We start from the raw sequence: 16,186 nt of genomic DNA, 5'->3' as shown, positions 1-16,186 counted from the left end.
CGTCACCGACCGGCGAACTTCTGGCTCACGTCGTCGTACACGCCCTTGGCTCCCTCATCCAGCCGCGGACCCGCCAGCCAGCCCGAATCCACCGGGCCGATCGAGGTGTTGGACACCAGCGCGGGCTTGCCGTCCGAGCCCGTCGCGACCCAGCCACCACCGGACGAACCGCCGGTCATGGTGCAGCCGATGCGGTACATCGTCGGGGTCGACTCGTTGAGCGACAGCCGACCCGGCTTGTCCTGGCACTGGAACAGCTTCTGGCCGTCGAACGGCGCGGCGGCCGGATAGCCGATCGCCTTGAGGGTGTCCATCTGAGGGACCGCGGGGGCGTCGAAGTCCACCGGGAGAGCCGAACCGACCGTCTCCTCCAGGGACTTGCCGCTGCCGCCCTCCTCCGGCTTCACATGGAGCACGGCGAAGTCGTACGGGGCGCCGTCCCCGCCCGTCGGGCCGCCCTGCGCGATCCACTGGTCCGAGGTCTGCGCCCAGTCGGCCCACCACACGCCGTACGGAGCGACCTCCTCCTTGGTCGCGCTCTGCGGCTCCGCCGTCGCCTTGCCCGCGTTGTTGTACGACGGCACGAACGCGATGTTGCGGTACCAGCCGCCGCTCTTGCCCGCGTGCACACAGTGGCCCGCCGTCCACACCATGTTGGACTTGCCGGGGTTGGCCGGGTCCTGCACGACCGTCGCCGAGCAGACCATCGTGCCTTCGGGGGAGTCGAAGAACACCTTGCCCGCCTCGGGGGCGTTGGCGTGGTACGCAGGCGGCACGGCCCGCGCGTCCACCGGCTCCGGCGTCGGGTCGGTCACCCCCTGGTCACCGGAGAGGTCGCTGTCGTCGACACTCCGGTCCGGGTCCTCGGCCTCCCGCATGCGGTCCGGGTCCCACAGGCCCTCGATGATCGGGTTGATGTAGTCCTTGGCCTCGCGGAGCCAGTCGTCCCTGTCCCAGTTCTTCCAGGCTCCGTCCTTCCACTTGTCGATGTCGATCCCGTGCTCTTTGAGCTTGTCCTTGATGTCGTCCGGGATCGTGATCTTGCCTTCACCTCCGGCCGCCGCGGACGCGGTGGCCTCCCCGCCCGCCTCGGCGTCGCCCGACTCACAGGCCGTGACGGTGAGGGCCAGCGCCGCGGCGAGCGCGACCACGGGCAGCGGGGCGGTACGGCGGCGCGCGCTCCCTCCTCGGCGAGCGGTGAACGACGGCCGTATCGATCGCATGAGCTGACTCCCCCTGAGGTGACGGTACTTGGTGCTGCGGCCGTGAACTTCCGCTGATCGCTTGCCGATCGCTTGCTGACGCTTGCGAACGTCGGCGAACGCTTGCTGATCGGGCGTGATGTCACGGCGCGTTGGGACGGCATCACACACTATGCGGTCGCTGTGGGGGAGTGCCGACGGGTCGGCAACGGTTTCGCTACGGGCTGTCTGATCTGGCAATTCATCCGGGGAGGTGCCTGCCGCTGAGTGCGCCTTCCCACCAGGGCCTGGGCGGGCTGCTGGATGGCGTGGGCCCGCGCTCCGTGGTGAGGTGATGCCGAGAGGTGGAGTCACGGGTGACGGGAGCGGCTTGGGCATGGCGGGCATGGCGGGCATGGAGGGCATGGACAAGTTCATCGGACGGCTGAACCCCGACATGTGTGTGGTCACGGCGGCGGCGGGCGGCGAGCGGGCCGGCTGTCTGGTCGGATTCGCCTCGCAGTGCTCCATCCGGCCGGTGCGGTTCGTGGTGTGGCTCTCGGAGGTCAACCACACCTTCCGGGTGGCACGGTCCGCGCAGGTCCTGGCCGTGCACCTGTTGGCTCGCGATCAGCGCGCCCTGGCGGAGCTGTTCGGCGGGCGCACCGGCGACCGGGAGGACAAGTTCCGGCACGTCCGCTGGCGGGAGGGGCACGGCGGGGCCGTCGTCCTCCAGGACGCGCCTGCCTGGTTCGTCGGCCGGATCGTCACGCGCGTCGGCGGGGGTGATCACATCGGCTTCGTCCTCGACCCGGTCGAGTGGGGCGAGCGTGAGGCGTACGGTGGGCCGCTGCTGCGCCTTGACGACGCCCGTACCATCTCGCCCGGTCATCCCGTGGACTGACCGAGTCGGTGGGATTCGAACGCCGGGCAGCGCACTGGGAAAGGCTCGTCGGCTGGGAAGCCGTCCAGCCCCATCCCCGACGACAAGCCGGCCCCACTGGTCGCACTCTGCCGCGGGTCCCCGGGGCGAGGGCCGGCGAACTACTCGGCAGGAGCGACGACTCGGTAGCCGACCCCGTGCACGGTCTCGATGAGCGCAGGCACGCGAAGCTTGGCGCGCAGGGACGCGATGTGCGTTCCCAGGGTGTTTCCGCCCCCCTCCCCGCCGGTGCGCCACACTTCGCCCATGATCTGCTCTCGGGTGATGACCACACCCGGGCGCCGCGCGAGCAGGGCGAGGAGATCGAATTCCTTGGGGGTCAGATGGATGAACGAGTTGTCCACGCTGACCTGACGCGTCGGCAGATCGATGATCATCGGGCCGAGATACAGCACGGTCCTGACCCGTTCCGCGGCGTCCTTGGCGACGGTGCGTCGGCTGACGGCATGGATGCGTGCGAGTAGCTCTCCTGTGTCGTACGGCTTCACCACGTAGTCGGCGGCGCCGAGGTCGAGGCCATGGATGAGGGAACGTACGTCTCCGCGCGCGGTGACCATGATGATCGGGGTGTCGGTGCGCTTGCGGATCTCGCCGCAGACCTCGTAGCCGTCCATGTCGGGTAACTCCAGGTCGAGCAGGACGAGGTCGAAGCCGGCGTCATTCGAGGCGAGCGCATCCAGGGCCGCCCCGCCACTTCGGGCGTTCGTGACCCTGAAACCGTGCCGTGCAAGGACCGCGGACAGAATGGCGACGTGGTGGCTGTCGTCATCGACGAGCAGCAGTCTCAAACCAGCCTCCGGTTCATGGGCCATAGGGCCTCGGTGCGCCCGAACCCCGTCCTCGCGTGTGCGCGTGCGTGCGCCAGGGGCAGTCACGCCGATGAAGTGGTGCGCCGTCAAGTGGGTTCTGGCAGCGCATACTCTCCGTCACCCGGCACCAGCCCCGGCCCACACCAGCCCTGGGCCACACCAGCCCCGGGCCGCTACTGCTACGACCTGTGTCCGACGGCTATCGGATCGTGATGCTCGGTTTCCCTTCGGATGCAATGACGCCGCCGGTACGGCGCGGTGCCCTGTAATCAAGTCAGCGTCACGAGGGCGAGGGATCTGGACGTACCGCGAGCATCGTCATGCCGATCAAACCGCTGTTCAAGGCCGGTGAACTGAAGCGCTACCTCTCCCACTCAGGCGCCCACCACGTGTTCACGGTGGACAACGCCATGGAGGAGGCCGAACCCGCAGCCGGTGACGGTCTTCGAACGCGCGCCTCCCGCCGGCCGGGCAACGACCCGACGCACTCCGTCCGTCGACGTTCCCCCGCTGACGCTGCGGCGCTCTCCGAGCGCACCGCTGACCCGGCCGACCACCGCGCCGCGAAGCTCGCCCTCACCCGGGCCGGGCAGCGCGTGGTGCACCAGGTGCCCCAGCGCCGCCAGGAGGAGATCACCCGCATCGTGGAGGCCATGCCCGCCGAGCGCCGCAGCGCGGCCCGCGACTCAATCGTGCACACGACACGAGGACGGAACCGCCCCATCATCCATGAACGGGCGACACCAGATCATCAGGAACGGGACTTTTTCAGGTGTCGGGCAAGCCCACTCGGCACCACTCAAGTATCGCCATGGCGGTGTGCATCTTGTTCTCCGCCTGGCGGAACGCCACGCTTGCCGGGCCGTCGAGCACCTCCGCTGTCACTTCTTCGCCACGATGGGCCGGCAGATCGTGGAGAAACAGGGCCTTCGGGCTCGTCTCCCACAGCGCGGCAGTCACCTGGAACGGTGCGAAGACGTCTCGCCACGCGGGATCCGGCTTGGTGGTGCCGGTCGTCTGCCAGCGTGTGGTGTAGATAGCGTCGAAGTCTCTGGACAGAGTTGCCATGTCGTGGCGCTCGACGATCCGGGCTCCGTTGCGTTCGGCATGTTCGGTGGCCCGTGCCAGGACATCATCAGCGAGTCCGTAGCCAGGGGGCGTGCGCAGTTCCAGCGTGACGCCCGGGCACCGGGTGAGTGCGAGCGCGAGCGCAGCCGCTGAATTGTTTCCCTCGCCCACGTAAAGCAGGGCGAAATCCTGGGTGCGGCCTAAAGACTGCTGAAGGGTGACCAAATCCGTAAGGGCCTGGGTGGGGTGCTCGTCCGCGGTCATCGCGTTCACGACCGCCATCGTGCCGTGTGCAGCCATGGCCCTGAGATCTCCCGGATCCTCGGCTGTCCGCGCGACGAGTACATCGAGCATGCCTGCCAGCACCCGGCCGGTGTCGGCAATCGTCTCCCCCGTGTTCACCTGAAGGTCGCCAGGGCCGTAAGCGATGATCCGCGCCCCGAGTCGGAGAGCGCCGGAGGAGAATGCGGTGCGGGTGCGGGTGGACGTCTTCTGGAAATAGATCCCCACGACGTCACCGTCCAGCGGCGTGTCACGCACACTGCCGACGGCGTACTCCGTTCCTCTGCGGACGATGTGCCTCAGGTCCGCGTCACTGAGATCGTCAAGGGAAATCAGACTGCGCACACGACCGTTCTGCATGAGTGTCCTCCTTGAGGAGAGCGTGGAGTTCAACGGACGGCCGGAGTCGGCGAAAAGTCGTCGATGTCGATGCCCAGGCCGCTCTCGGCGGCCCTGCGCCGGACGTACTCCGCCACGGCGAGGTCGAGGATACCCAGCCCGAACGGCGAGAACAGCAGGGGCTTTTCCGGCCGACGTCGCAATTGCTCCGGCTCGCGCAGCACCTGGCCAAGCGTCGCGTCGATGAACTCTCTACCCCGGACAGCTGTTGGGCGAGGTCGAGGGAGGTGCGCTCGCGGCAGACGTGGTCGATGTCGTCGACGACGTTCTGGGACGTCAGCACGGCCTTGGGGGTGAAGTCGCGCAGGGACACCCACTCGTCCGCGAGTTCGCCGGCCAGCTTCGCGCAGGTGAAGCGTGCCGGATCGAACATCAAGTGTCTGGAGAACCTTCGATCCTCGGCACGTGCACCCGGCGCTCCGGGGCAGGTCGTGACCGAGCAACCCGTCCACGCGTCCCCGACCGTCCGGCCCTGGCCGGCGGCGGAGAGTCGGTCCGACGAGCTTTGGACCGCTTCGGCACCCGTCGTGATCGATGCTTCGAACGGCTGGCTCCAGAAGGGAAAGGGGCTGCCGGTTTCCTGCCGGCCCGGATGCCAGGAAACCCACCCTGACCTGGAACTGGACGTGTTCATCCCACAGCGGGCCTGTGACCGGTTGTGGGACACGAGTGGCCCGTCGGTGTGCCCGGCCGTCAAGGTTCCCTGGACTGCGGGTTTCAGCCCGGGGGTGTTCCTGCTCCAACCGCTGCCGCCTCGTTCGTCCCCGCTCGGGCGAAGCTCAGTGCGTGGAGCCGTGGCCGGCATGGGCATCGGCCTGTCGGTTCGGCCTGTCCTGTGCACAGTCTGCTTCCACCACGACGGAGGTCCGCCGGCCATGATTCGGTCACCGCAAGGATCTTGAGGCAACCCGTAACCCGGTGAACGGTCCGAGGTTGGTAGCGGTGGGGAGCCCGCTGCCCGTGGGCGGTCCCCAGTGCCCAGTTCCCCGGAGCTTCGAGTCGACGCTCGCGGGGCTTCGTATGTCGGGTGGGGCGAGGGTGCGAGTGACCTGCCCGCCCCTGGACAGCGGGAGGACAGGGAGCCATGGCCGTGACCGATTCTTTGCGCGGGGGCACATCCGAGTTGTCGGGGGCGCGTGCCGTGCACGACGGCATCCTGCGGCGGCAGGCGGCGCGCGAGTCGGCGGCGCGCACCTACGCGCGTGCCCTGCCGATCGTGCCCGTACGTGCACGTGGGTTGACCATCGAGGGCGCGGACGGCCGCCGCTACCTGGACTGCCTCTCCGGCGCCGGGACGCTGGCGCTCGGACACAACCACCCCGTGGTCCTGGAGGCCATCCGCAAGGTTCTCGACTCGGGCGCGCCACTGCACGTCCTCGACCTGGCGACCCCCGTCAAGGACGCCTTCATCACCGAGCTCTTCCACACTCTGCCGCCCGGTCTCGCCGACCGCGCGCGCGTGCAGTTCTGCGGACCGGCCGGCACCGACGCGGTGGAGGCCGCCTTCAAACTCGTCCGCGCCGCGACCGGACGCACCGGCATCCTCGCTTTCAGCGGCGCCTACCACGGCATGACAGCCGGAGCACTCGAAGCATCCGGGGGCGCCTTCGACGTACGGGTCGCGCGCCTGCCCTATCCGCAGGACTACCGCTGCCCCTTCGGCATCGGCGGCGAACGCGGCGCCGAACTCGCCGCCCGCTGGACCGAGTCCGTCCTCGACGACCCCAAGTCGGGCGTGCCGCACCCCGCCGGGATGATCCTCGAACCAGTCCAGGGCGAGGGCGGAGTGATCCCCGCGCCGGAGGGGTGGATGCGGCGCATGCGGCAGATCACGGCCGACCGCGCCATCCCACTGATCGCCGACGAGGTCCAGACGGGGGTCGGGCGCACCGGCTCCTTCTGGGCGGTGGAGCACAGCGGCGTCACCCCCGACGTGATGGTCCTCTCCAAGGCCATCGGGGGCAGCCTGCCTCTGGCGGTCATCGTCTACCGCGACGACCTCGACGCCTGGCAACCCGGCGCCCACGCCGGCACCTTCCGCGGCAACCAGCTCGCCATGGCCGCCGGCACGGCGACGCTCGCCTACGTCCGCGAGAACCGTCTCCCCGAGCGCGCGGCCGAACTGGGTTCGCGCATGCTGCAGCAACTCCAGCAACTCGCAGGTGAGTTCGCGTGCATCGGGGATGTGCGGGGGAGGGGCTTGATGATCGGGGTCGAGGTGGTGGAGCCCGAGGCCGATTCCGAGTACGGCGAGGGGCGAGGTCAGTCGGTGCCCTTGGCGGTGATGGAGGGGGTTGGAGGCGAGCCGAGCCTGGCGACCGCTCTGGATGGGAACAGGGGTGCTCCTAGTGAGGCGGAGTCGGATGCTTCGGCTGCCGACATTCGCCGACCGGGAGGCGGAGAGGGCCTTCTGGTAGGTCTCGACCCCACCCGGAGCGTGGGTGGCTCCTCGGCGGACGCCAACACCTCTGGTAGCGGAGTCGCTGTGGCGGCAGTGCAGAACTCGGATCGCTACCCTCGCCCCGCCGCTCCCGAACTCGCGGCCGCCATCCAGCGGGAATGCTTGCGACGTGGCCTGATCGTCGAACTCGGCGGCCGCCATGCCAGCGTCGTACGCCTGCTTCCGCCCCTGACCATCAGCGACGAGCAAGCGGCCGCAGTACTGGACCGACTGGCCGACGCGGTGGCCGAGGTCTCGCGCAGCCACACCCATGACGACGCGTTCGGTGCGGACCGGATGCGCCAGCGGCCCCCGGGCCCCCGGCGGCGCGGTGACAGTGCCGACCGGGCGGGTTGGCGCGACAGCCGATGGGGCGCGCCGTAACGCACTCCGGCCGGCGCCGTCGCGTCGGCGTTCGTCGACCGACCCACTCCCGAGCAACGGCTCACCTTCGAACGACACATCGCTTGCCATCGGAACCTCGCCTCCAACCGAGATCGCCTCCAACCGAGGCCGGTTCCCACCGGACCGCCCCAACTGACACTGCTTGCAACCGCCTTACTCCAGCCGCACCGAGCCGCACGTTCCAAGTGCGGATCCCTCACCCCCCCCACACCCGCCCTCACCGCAGCACGGCGGCCGTCGCCGCATGCGTCAGAACCAGTTCAAGAGGACCAGCCTTGACCACGACCCCCGCACCTGACGGCCGCCCCGACACTCGCGCGCGACGCGACGCCGACCCACACCTGTTCCAGCAGGAGCCGCTTACGTCTCCGACTGCGTTGGCTCCTCAGGAGCGGGGGCTTGTTCCCGCCCAGGCAGGCTCTTCCCCGGAGGGGGTAGGCATGCAGCGGGGAGGGGGTGCACTAGGGGACGCACTTGACGCACTTCAGGGGAGGGGCGCACCGCAGGGAGGAGACACGTCGCAGGAATCGGCTTCGGCGCAGGAGGGAGCCTGTGCACAGACCCCGGTGCGTGCGCCGATGCAGGGAGGCGCCCCGGACCTCGAGCGGCTGCCCGGTGCCGTCTCCGACCTCCTGGAGCACCCCGACCCGCACACCGCAGCCCAGGCCGCCGCCGTGGAGAACCTGCTCCGCTGCTGGGTTCGCGAGACCAACGTCCCGGCCCCCGACAACGGGACCATCCGCATCCCCTTGCCCGCCACAGGCACGGCACTGCTGATCCCGGTCCACTACTGGTCCCCGACGGGCTGGCACCGTTTCGGCTTCCCACACCTGGCCGACGCCCCGACCCAGTCCCCACCGATTGACGCGGTCACCCTGGCTGCCCTGCTCACCAGGGAGGCGCTGGGGGGAAGCAACCCTGTCGCTTCGGTCGCTGACCCGTCGGCTGGGAGCAGCGGCCCCTCGACTAGCCCTGGGACCGTAGAAGCTCGCCCGATTTCCACAAGCGTCCGCCCTTCGCCGGCGCCTGATACGTCGGCTCCTTCGACTGCCTCGACAGACGCGACGCGGCCCTCCCGAACCGCGACTGCTCCTCGCCCCGGGTCGTCCCCAGATGCCGTGTCCGCTACCTCGGACTCCGTAGCCTCTGCCTCCTCGGCCTCCTCCGCTTCAGGGTCTGCCTGCTCCGGCGTTTCCTCCGCCCGTTCTGACCCCACGACCTCCACGGCCTCGGACGCCGCTGCCGTCCCCTTCCTCTCTGACACCCCTTCCCCTTGCGTCCCTGGACGCTCCGTCTGCGCGCCCGCTGCCGTTTCCCCGTCCTCCGCGGCTCCGAGGCCCGCCGCCCTGACCGCCTCCGGAATCTCTGCGGCCACTGATCTGGTTGCCCGCGTCGCCGACTCCGTCCGACGAACCGTCACCTTCATCAGCGAGCGACGTGCTCGCCCGGACGACGGCCCTGACATCTTCCTAGCGGCCGAGCAGGCGCTCACGCTCGGACACCCGCTCCACCCGACGCCGAAGAGCCGCGAGGGTCTCTCCGAGGCCGAAGCGCAGCTGTATTCGCCCGAGTTGCGAGGCTCCTTCCCGTTGCACTGGATGGCTGTTGCCCCCTCCCTGCTCGCCACTGACTCGGCATGGACCGAGCGCGGCCGCATCGTCCCCGCGCCCCAGCTCATGATCCGCCTCGCCGGGCCCGAGTTGCCGTTGCCAGACGGATACACGGCCCTGCCCGTGCATCCTTGGCAGCTGCGAGAGATCCAGCACCGCCCCGAGACCGAGTCCCTGCTCGATGCCGGACTTCTCCGGGACCTCGGCGCCCACGGCGCCCCTTGGCACCCCACCTCCTCCGTGCGGACCCTCCACAGAACTGATGCCGCCGCCATGCTCAAACTCTCGCTGGGCCTGCGCATCACCAACTCCCGTCGTGAGAACCTCCGGAAGGAACTGCACCGGGGCGTCGAGATCCACCGACTCCTGCGCAGCGGACTCTCGACGCAATGGCAGACCGCTCACCCGGGATTCGACATCGTTCGCGATCCGGCGTGGCTCGCCGTCGACGGCCCGGACGGCGTCCCTGTGGCCGGCTTCGACGTGATGATCCGGCACAACCCGTTCAGGCCCTCCGATGAGGTGTCCTGCGTAGCCGGACTCGTTTCGCCCCGACCTCTCGTCCAACCCGGCACCGCCACCGGCCATCACCCGTGGGACACGACGCCGCCTCGGTCCCGCCTGGCCGAGCTCGTCACGCGTCTCGCCGACCGAACAGGCCGCCCTCTCGGAGCCGTTGCCGCCGAGTGGTTCCTGCGCTACCTCGAACAGGTTGTCCGCCCCGTGCTGTGGCTCGATGCCGAAGCAGGAATCGCTCTGGAAGCACACCAGCAGAACATGCTGCTCCTGCTGGATGGTGACGGCTGGCCTTCGGGCGGCCGTTACCGCGACAACCAGGGCTATTACTTCCGTGAGTCCCGGCGCGCGGCACTCGATGCCCGGCTGCCCGGCATCGGCGAGTACAGCGACACCTTCGTCTCGGACGAGGTCGCCGACGAACGCTTCGCCTACTACCTCGCGATCAACAACGTGCTCGGTCTCATCGGAGCGTTCGGCTCGCAGCGTCTCGCGGATGAACAGCTGCTGCTCGCCGCCTTCCGCCGCTTCCTCGGCGAGGTGGCCTCCGGCGCAGCCCGACTGCGTACGTCATTGCCCGCCCACCTGCTCGACTCACCTGTCCTGCGCTGCAAGGCCAACTTGCTGACCCGGCTGCACGGTCTCGACGAACTCGTCGGCCCGGTCGACACCCAGTCCGTGTACGTCACCATTGCCAACCCCCTGCATTCCTGACCATCACGGTTCGCCCATCGTCACGCCGTGCCGCGCTTCTCACTGTGGTCGACCACCACCGGTCGCCTCCGGCGCTCCCGACCATCGTCTCCGGCTTCCGCCCAACTCCCTTCATCCCTGAGGAACATGACCCACGCCCGCCTCTTGAGAGGAGCGTCGCCGTGCCTCCCACCGATGCGAGTGCCCACGCCGGTACCGCCTCCGTAACCGATATCGGTGCCGCCGCGAGCCCGGGTGCTCGTGAGCGCCGTACCGACTCGGCGGCCGGTTCGGACGCAGACAGTGAGGACACGCTGGACCTGCACCTCCCCGATGAGCTCGTCCGGCTCTTCGCGGAAGGCACTGCAGCCGATGAGAAGCGGAGCCCGGGCGCCGTAAGCACGGGCGTACCTCCCTCTCTCCTCGCGGTCAGCGAGGATCTACTCGACCGTGTTGCCGACTGGGGACCGATCAGTACACCCGCAGGAACCCTTCACCTTGTCTCGGTGCGGATCGAACGGGACCTTCCGATCATCAGCCGGTGGATGAACGACCCCGCCGTCGCAGCGTTCTGGGGGCTCGCCGGACCCCAGAACGCGATTGAAGAGCATCTGCGGTCCCAACTTTCCGGGGACGGACGCAGCGTCCCCTGTCTGGGCATGCTGGACGGCACGCCGATGAGCTATTGGGAGATCTACCGAGGCGACCTCGACCCGCTGGCCCGGTACTACGCGGCTCGGCCGCATGACACCGGAGTCCATCTCCTCATGGGTGCCGTCGGTGATCGTGGCCGAGGACTCGGAGGGACCCTGCTCCGAGCCGTCGCCGACCTCGTGCTCGACAAGCGGCCCGCCTGCGCTCGCATCGTTGCCGAACCCGACATTCGCAACATCCCTTCCGTCGCTGCTTTCCTGAGCGCGGGTTTCCGCTTCTCCGCCGAGATCGACCTGCCCGCCAAGCGGGCCGCCCTCATGGTCAGAGACCGGAGCCTGCGCCATCTGCTGTGACGCAGTGTCGCGACGTCATCACATTTGGTACACCGCTCGGGCCGATCCGGTTCCCACTCCCAACGAACTCAATTCAGGCCGAGTCGATCTCTCCCATGACCCCGTTCATTCCTTGCGGCGAGTGGTGCCAAGGCCGACCCGCTCCGCACCATGACAGCCGACCCCGACCCCGACCCCGACCCCGACCCCGACCCCGGTGCCGCTGGCAGCCGACCCGGGCCCGGCCCCACCCGCCACCGGTCCGGATCCCCATCGCAACCGATCCCCATCCCGATCCCCGCTCGTAGCCCGAACCACCGCAGTCGACAAGCCGATCAGCCCCACGGGGGTTCCTGGCCCCGACATCAGGACCAGCCGAACTCGACCACTCACGAATCGCCCCAGCCGAATCTGCGCTGACCTCGACCACCCGCGAACCGCCCCCGACCTCAATCGAACCGATCTCACTCACACCCGAACCGATCCCGCACACACCCGAACCGAACTCGTGCACACACCCGAACCGATCCGATTCCCACCTGAGGAACCCCCGGTCTTGATCCCGCCCCCCGTCCCCACCGCGATCGCCCGTTTGTCAGTGCTGGGCCGTAGGGTGGTCGCGCTATGACGAAGCCCTCACTCCCCGAACTCCTGCATGCTGCCGTCACTGCCGTCGGCGGTACGGAGCGCCCTGGCCAGGTGACCATGGCCGAATCCGTCGCGGAGGCGATCGACGACGGCTCCCATCTGCTGGTCCAGGCCGGCACCGGCACCGGAAAGTCGCTGGGCTACCTCGTGCCCGCGCTCGCGCACGGCGAGCGCGTCGTCATCGCGACCGCCACGCTGGCCCTGCAGCGCCAGCTCGTGGAGCGGGACCTGCCGCGCACCGTCGAGGCACTGCACCCCCTGCTGCGCCGTCGGCCCGAGTTCGCGATGCTCAAGGGCAGGTCGAACTACCTCTGCCTGCACCGCCTGCACGAGGGTGTCCCGCAGGACGAGGAGGAGGGCCTCTTCGACCAGTTCGAGGCGGCCGCACCCACCAGCAAGTTGGGGCAGGACCTGCTGCGGCTGCGTGACTGGGCGGACGAGACGGAGACGGGCGATCGTGACAACCTGACTCCCGGCGTGTCCGACCGCGCCTGGGCGCAGGTCTCGGTGTCGTCCCGGGAATGCCTGGGCGCATCGAAGTGCGCGTATGGCGCCGAATGCTTCGCCGAGATGGCCCGTGAGCGCGCCAAGCTCTCAGAGGTCGTCGTCACCAACCACGCGCTGCTCGCGATCGACGCCATCGAAGGCGCTCCGGTCCTCCCACAGCACGAGGTCCTGATCGTCGACGAGGCGCACGAACTGGTCTCCAGGGTCACCGGTGTCGCCACCGGCGAACTCACTCCCGGCCAGGTGAACCGTGCGGTGCGCCGCGCCGCGAAACTCGTCAACGAGAAGGCCGCCGACCAGCTCCAGACCGCCGCCGAGGGCTTCGAACGGCTGATGGAGCTGGCCCTGCCGGGACGCCTGGAGGAGATTCCCGAGGACCTCGCCTACGCGCTCATGGCGCTGCGTGACGCCTGCCGCACTGTCATCTCCGCGATCGGTGCCACCCGCGACAAGTCCGTGCAGGATGAGGATGCGGTCCGCAAACAGGCGCTGGCCTCGGTCGAGACCGTGCACGACGTGGCGGAGCGGATCACCAATGGCTCCGAGTGGGACGTCGTCTGGTACGAGCGTCATGACCGCTTCGGAGCATCCCTGCGCGTGGCCCCGATGTCCGTGTCGGGTCTCCTGCGGGAGAAGCTCTTCGCCGACCGCTCAGTAGTCCTGACCTCCGCGACCTTGAAGCTGGGCGGCGACTTCAACGGCGTGGGCGCATCCCTTGGCCTTGCCCCGGAGGGCACGGAGGGCGACGACCTCCCGCAGTGGAAGGGGGTGGATGTGGGCTCGCCCTTCGAATACCGCAAGCAGGGCATCCTGTATGTCGCCAAGCACCTGTCACGCCCCGCACGCGACGGCGATCGCGTGGACATGCTCGACGAGCTGACCGAACTGATCCAGGCGGCGGGCGGCCGCACGCTCGGCCTGTTCTCCTCGATGCGGGCCGCCCAACTGGCCGCCGAGGAACTTCGCTCCCGCATCCCCGAGTTCCCGATTCTCCTTCAGGGCGAGGAAACGCTCGGCGAGCTGATCAAGAACTTCGCGGCCGACCCGAAGACCTGTCTCTTCGGCACGTTGTCCCTGTGGCAGGGCGTCGACGTGCCCGGCCCCAGCTGTCAGCTGGTCGTCATGGACAAGATCCCCTTCCCGCGCCCGGACGACCCCCTGATGAGCGCCCGCCAGAAGGCGGTGGAGGACGCCGGCGGCAACGGCTTCATGGCGGTCGCCGCCACGCACGCCGCGCTGCTCATGGCCCAGGGCGCCGGCCGCCTCGTACGGGCGTCTGGGGACCGCGGCGTGGTCGCCGTCCTGGACCAGCGGCTGGCCACTGCCCGGTACGGAAGCTATCTGAAGGCGTCACTGCCCGACTACTGGTACACGACGGACCGTAATCAGGTCCGGAAGTCCCTGGCCGCGATCGATGCGGCAGCGCAGAAGGCGGAGGCGGAGGCGGAAAAGCCTCAGTAATCGGGTGTTGGCCTGTCGCAGCGCCGCGACAGGCCAACACCCGAGCCGGAAATTTCGCGACGCGGGGCCCGCGCAGCGTCGGCCGGGCCGCACAGCTCAGGGCCGCACGCAGCCTCAGGGCCACGCACAGCACAGGGCCCCGGAACCGGCGCAGGGGTCCCGGGGCCCGGTCAGGGGGCGACGCCCTTCGGCTTCGCCCGCCGCAGCCGTCACACGCGCCGCAGCACTGCCACCACCTTGCCCAGGATGGTCGCGTCGTCACCGGGGATCGGCTCGTACGCGGAGTTGTGCGGGAGCAGCCAGACGTGGCCGTCCTCGCGCTTGAAACGCTTGACCGTGGCCTCGCCGTCGAGCATCGCGGCCACGATGTCTCCGTTCTCGGCGACCGGCTGGCGCCGGACCGTCACCCAGTCGCCGTCGCAGATCGCGGCCTCGATCATCGAGTCACCGACGACCTTCAGGACGAACAGCTCGCCGTCGCCGACCAGCTGCCGGGGAAGAGGAAAGACGTCCTCGACCGACTCCTCCGCGAGGATCGGGCCACCGGCGGCGATGCGGCCGACCAGCGGGACGTACGACGCTGCGGGCTTGCCGGTGGTGTCCGTGGGCTGCACGGCGGCCTGGTCGGAGCCGCGTACCTCGTATGCGCGCGGGCGGTGCGGGTCGCGGCGGAGGAAGCCCTTTCGCTCCAGCGCCATCAGCTGGTGCGCGACCGAGGATGTGCTGGACAGGCCGACCGCCTGGCCGATCTCCCGCATCGACGGCGGGTAGCCACGCCGCTGCACCGAATCCCTGATGACCTCGATCACACGGCGCTGTCGGTCGGTGAGCCCCGAGCTGTCCGCCCGGATGCCCGGAGGTCGGCCCGGGAGGGACCGCTTGTGTCCCTCGGGATTCATGGCTTCGTTCATCGCATGCACCGGCTCGAGTCGGCCCTGGGAGCGGTCCTGGGCAGTGATGGTGGCGCTGTCTGCGGTGGTGGTCACGTCGGCCCCTCTCGATGGTCTCCCTGCTGCACAACGGTAGTTGCTTTCGAAAGGTTGCGCCAAACACACGTTCGAGTGAAAAATCGCGAATCCCCAGACGTGATCATGGGTCTGGGTGTATGGCTAACGCGCTGCCCGGCGGGCAAAAGTGCTCATTGTTGTACTCTTCACCGCCAGGGTGACCACCTCGTGGGTGTCGCCCCAGTCTGCCATCCGGCATCAGTCCAGGCGGTGACCGACCCCCATCTGTGCGGGAGTCCCACGTCCCCTCCGTGTGGCGCTCACCGTATCTCCGTATGTGTCGCGGCGATACGGCTGTGCGCTCAGGTGTGCGGCGCGCCGGTCCGGCCGTACGGCACGTGGTCATCCAGGCGCGACACGCGCGTGCCGCGTGGGTGTATGAGCCAATCCCCACATGTAGTGGTTGGATTGCGGCAGCGGCCCAGAAGTTGTGGTCCCCCGGGTCTTCGGACGCTCGGAGATCGCCTATGCTTGGGGCTGCTTCGAGGGGCCCATGGGGCCCAGCGAGGCTATTGAGTCTGCTGTGAGGAGGGTTGGAAGAATGCACTGCCCCTTCTGCAGGCACCCCGACAGCCGCGTCGTCGACAGTCGTACGACCGACGACGGCACGTCGATCCGCAGGCGCCGCCAGTGTCCTGATTGCTCCCGTCGTTTCACGACCGTGGAGACATGCTCACTGATGGTGATCAAGCGGTCCGGAGTCACCGAGCCATTCAGCCGTACCAAGGTCATCAACGGCGTGCGCAAGGCATGCCAGGGACGACCTGTCACCGAGGACGCGCTCGCGCAGCTCGGCCAGCGGGTCGAGGAGGCGGTGCGGGCCACCGGAAGTGCCGAGCTGACCACCCACGACGTGGGGCTGGCCATACTCGGCCCGTTGCAGGAGCTCGACCTCGTCGCCTATCTGCGATTCGCCTCCGTCTACCGGGCGTTCGACTCGCTCGAGGACTTCGAGGCCGCGATCGCGGAGCTCAGGGAGGCGACGGGACACCCCGCCGCGGACGACGACGACCGCGAAGACGGCGCAGGCGCGGTTGCGGGGAGCCAGGAAGACGACCGCGGGTCCGGAGGGGCTGCACAGGTCCCCGTGCCCGCCAACGCCGCCGACTGAGGGCGGGCCGGATCCGGTTCGAACTCCGGATCCGGTCGAGCGGCGGCGACCAAAGACCAGTTGCGGGCGGCAATCAGAGGGTGCCCGCGACACAGACAGAACACCGTGCCACGGGGAACA

General features: G+C 69.0%; 11 protein-coding genes. 6 read left to right on the top strand and 5 right to left on the bottom strand.

The window, feature by feature from the left end; all coding sequences use genetic code 11:
- Positions 1–2 precede the first annotated feature (2 nt).
- Complete coding sequence (locus ACTMVF_RS29975; protein ID WP_441274215.1) at positions 3–1,223, bottom strand: trypsin-like serine peptidase; 1,221 nt, start codon at positions 1,221–1,223, stop codon at positions 3–5.
- A 373-nt stretch (positions 1,224–1,596) separates the two neighbouring features.
- Here ACTMVF_RS29975 and ACTMVF_RS29970 point away from each other — a divergent pair, with 373 nt between their 5' ends.
- Positions 1,597–2,085 (top strand): flavin reductase family protein, encoded by a 489-nt coding sequence (locus ACTMVF_RS29970; protein WP_441274267.1) that lies wholly within the window; start codon positions 1,597–1,599, stop codon positions 2,083–2,085.
- 140 nt (positions 2,086–2,225) lie between these two features.
- On the opposite strand, the gene ACTMVF_RS29965 is transcribed toward ACTMVF_RS29970, so the two are convergent.
- The 3 genes from ACTMVF_RS29965 to ACTMVF_RS29955 form a co-directional block, all read right to left on the bottom strand.
- Positions 2,226–2,912 carry a response regulator transcription factor gene (locus tag ACTMVF_RS29965; protein WP_441274214.1) on the bottom strand — a complete coding sequence of 229 codons (687 nt, stop codon included), beginning with the start codon at positions 2,910–2,912 and terminating at the stop codon, positions 2,226–2,228.
- A 789-nt stretch (positions 2,913–3,701) separates the two neighbouring features.
- The gene (locus ACTMVF_RS29960) at positions 3,702–4,643 is read right to left on the bottom strand and encodes an ornithine carbamoyltransferase (protein ID WP_441274213.1); all 942 of its coding nucleotides are present in this window, start codon (positions 4,641–4,643) and stop codon (positions 3,702–3,704) included.
- A gap of 29 nt (positions 4,644–4,672) precedes the next feature.
- Positions 4,673–4,846: a hypothetical protein gene (locus ACTMVF_RS29955; RefSeq protein WP_441274212.1), complete on the bottom strand. Its 174-nt coding sequence runs from the start codon at positions 4,844–4,846 to the stop codon at positions 4,673–4,675.
- Between the two features lie 920 nt (positions 4,847–5,766).
- On the opposite strand from ACTMVF_RS29955, the gene ACTMVF_RS29950 reads away from it, so the two are divergent.
- The 4 genes from ACTMVF_RS29950 to ACTMVF_RS29935 all read left to right on the top strand — a co-directional run bounded on the left by ACTMVF_RS29950 (position 5,767) and on the right by ACTMVF_RS29935 (position 13,948).
- Positions 5,767–7,506, top strand: coding sequence for a diaminobutyrate--2-oxoglutarate transaminase family protein (locus ACTMVF_RS29950; protein ID WP_441274211.1), 1,740 nt, complete (start codon positions 5,767–5,769; stop codon positions 7,504–7,506).
- A gap of 599 nt (positions 7,507–8,105) precedes the next feature.
- Entirely contained in the window at positions 8,106–10,367 is a 2,262-nt protein-coding gene (locus ACTMVF_RS29945; protein ID WP_441274210.1) for an IucA/IucC family protein, read from the top strand.
- Between the two features lie 161 nt (positions 10,368–10,528).
- Positions 10,529–11,353: a GNAT family N-acetyltransferase gene (locus ACTMVF_RS29940; RefSeq protein WP_441274266.1), complete on the top strand. Its 825-nt coding sequence runs from the start codon at positions 10,529–10,531 to the stop codon at positions 11,351–11,353.
- Between the two features lie 603 nt (positions 11,354–11,956).
- The gene (locus tag ACTMVF_RS29935; protein ID WP_441274209.1) at positions 11,957–13,948 is read left to right on the top strand and encodes an ATP-dependent DNA helicase; all 1,992 of its coding nucleotides are present in this window, start codon (positions 11,957–11,959) and stop codon (positions 13,946–13,948) included.
- A 209-nt stretch (positions 13,949–14,157) separates the two neighbouring features.
- Here the strand turns inward: ACTMVF_RS29935 and lexA are convergent, their stop codons facing one another.
- Complete coding sequence (gene lexA, locus ACTMVF_RS29930) at positions 14,158–14,934, bottom strand: transcriptional repressor LexA (RefSeq protein WP_128430851.1); 777 nt, start codon at positions 14,932–14,934, stop codon at positions 14,158–14,160.
- Positions 14,935–15,496: 562 nt separating this feature from the next.
- On the opposite strand from lexA, the gene nrdR reads away from it, so the two are divergent.
- Positions 15,497–16,066, top strand: coding sequence for a transcriptional regulator NrdR (gene nrdR, locus ACTMVF_RS29925; protein ID WP_441274208.1), 570 nt, complete (start codon positions 15,497–15,499; stop codon positions 16,064–16,066).
- Positions 16,067–16,186: the final 120 nt, after the last annotated feature.

The sequence above is a fragment of the Streptomyces sp. SD31 genome, from assembly GCF_052068475.1.
Lineage (GTDB): Bacteria > Actinomycetota > Actinomycetes > Streptomycetales > Streptomycetaceae > Streptomyces.
The sequence above is the reverse complement of the archived record's forward strand: the minus strand, read 5'-3'. Positions and strand labels throughout refer to the sequence as shown.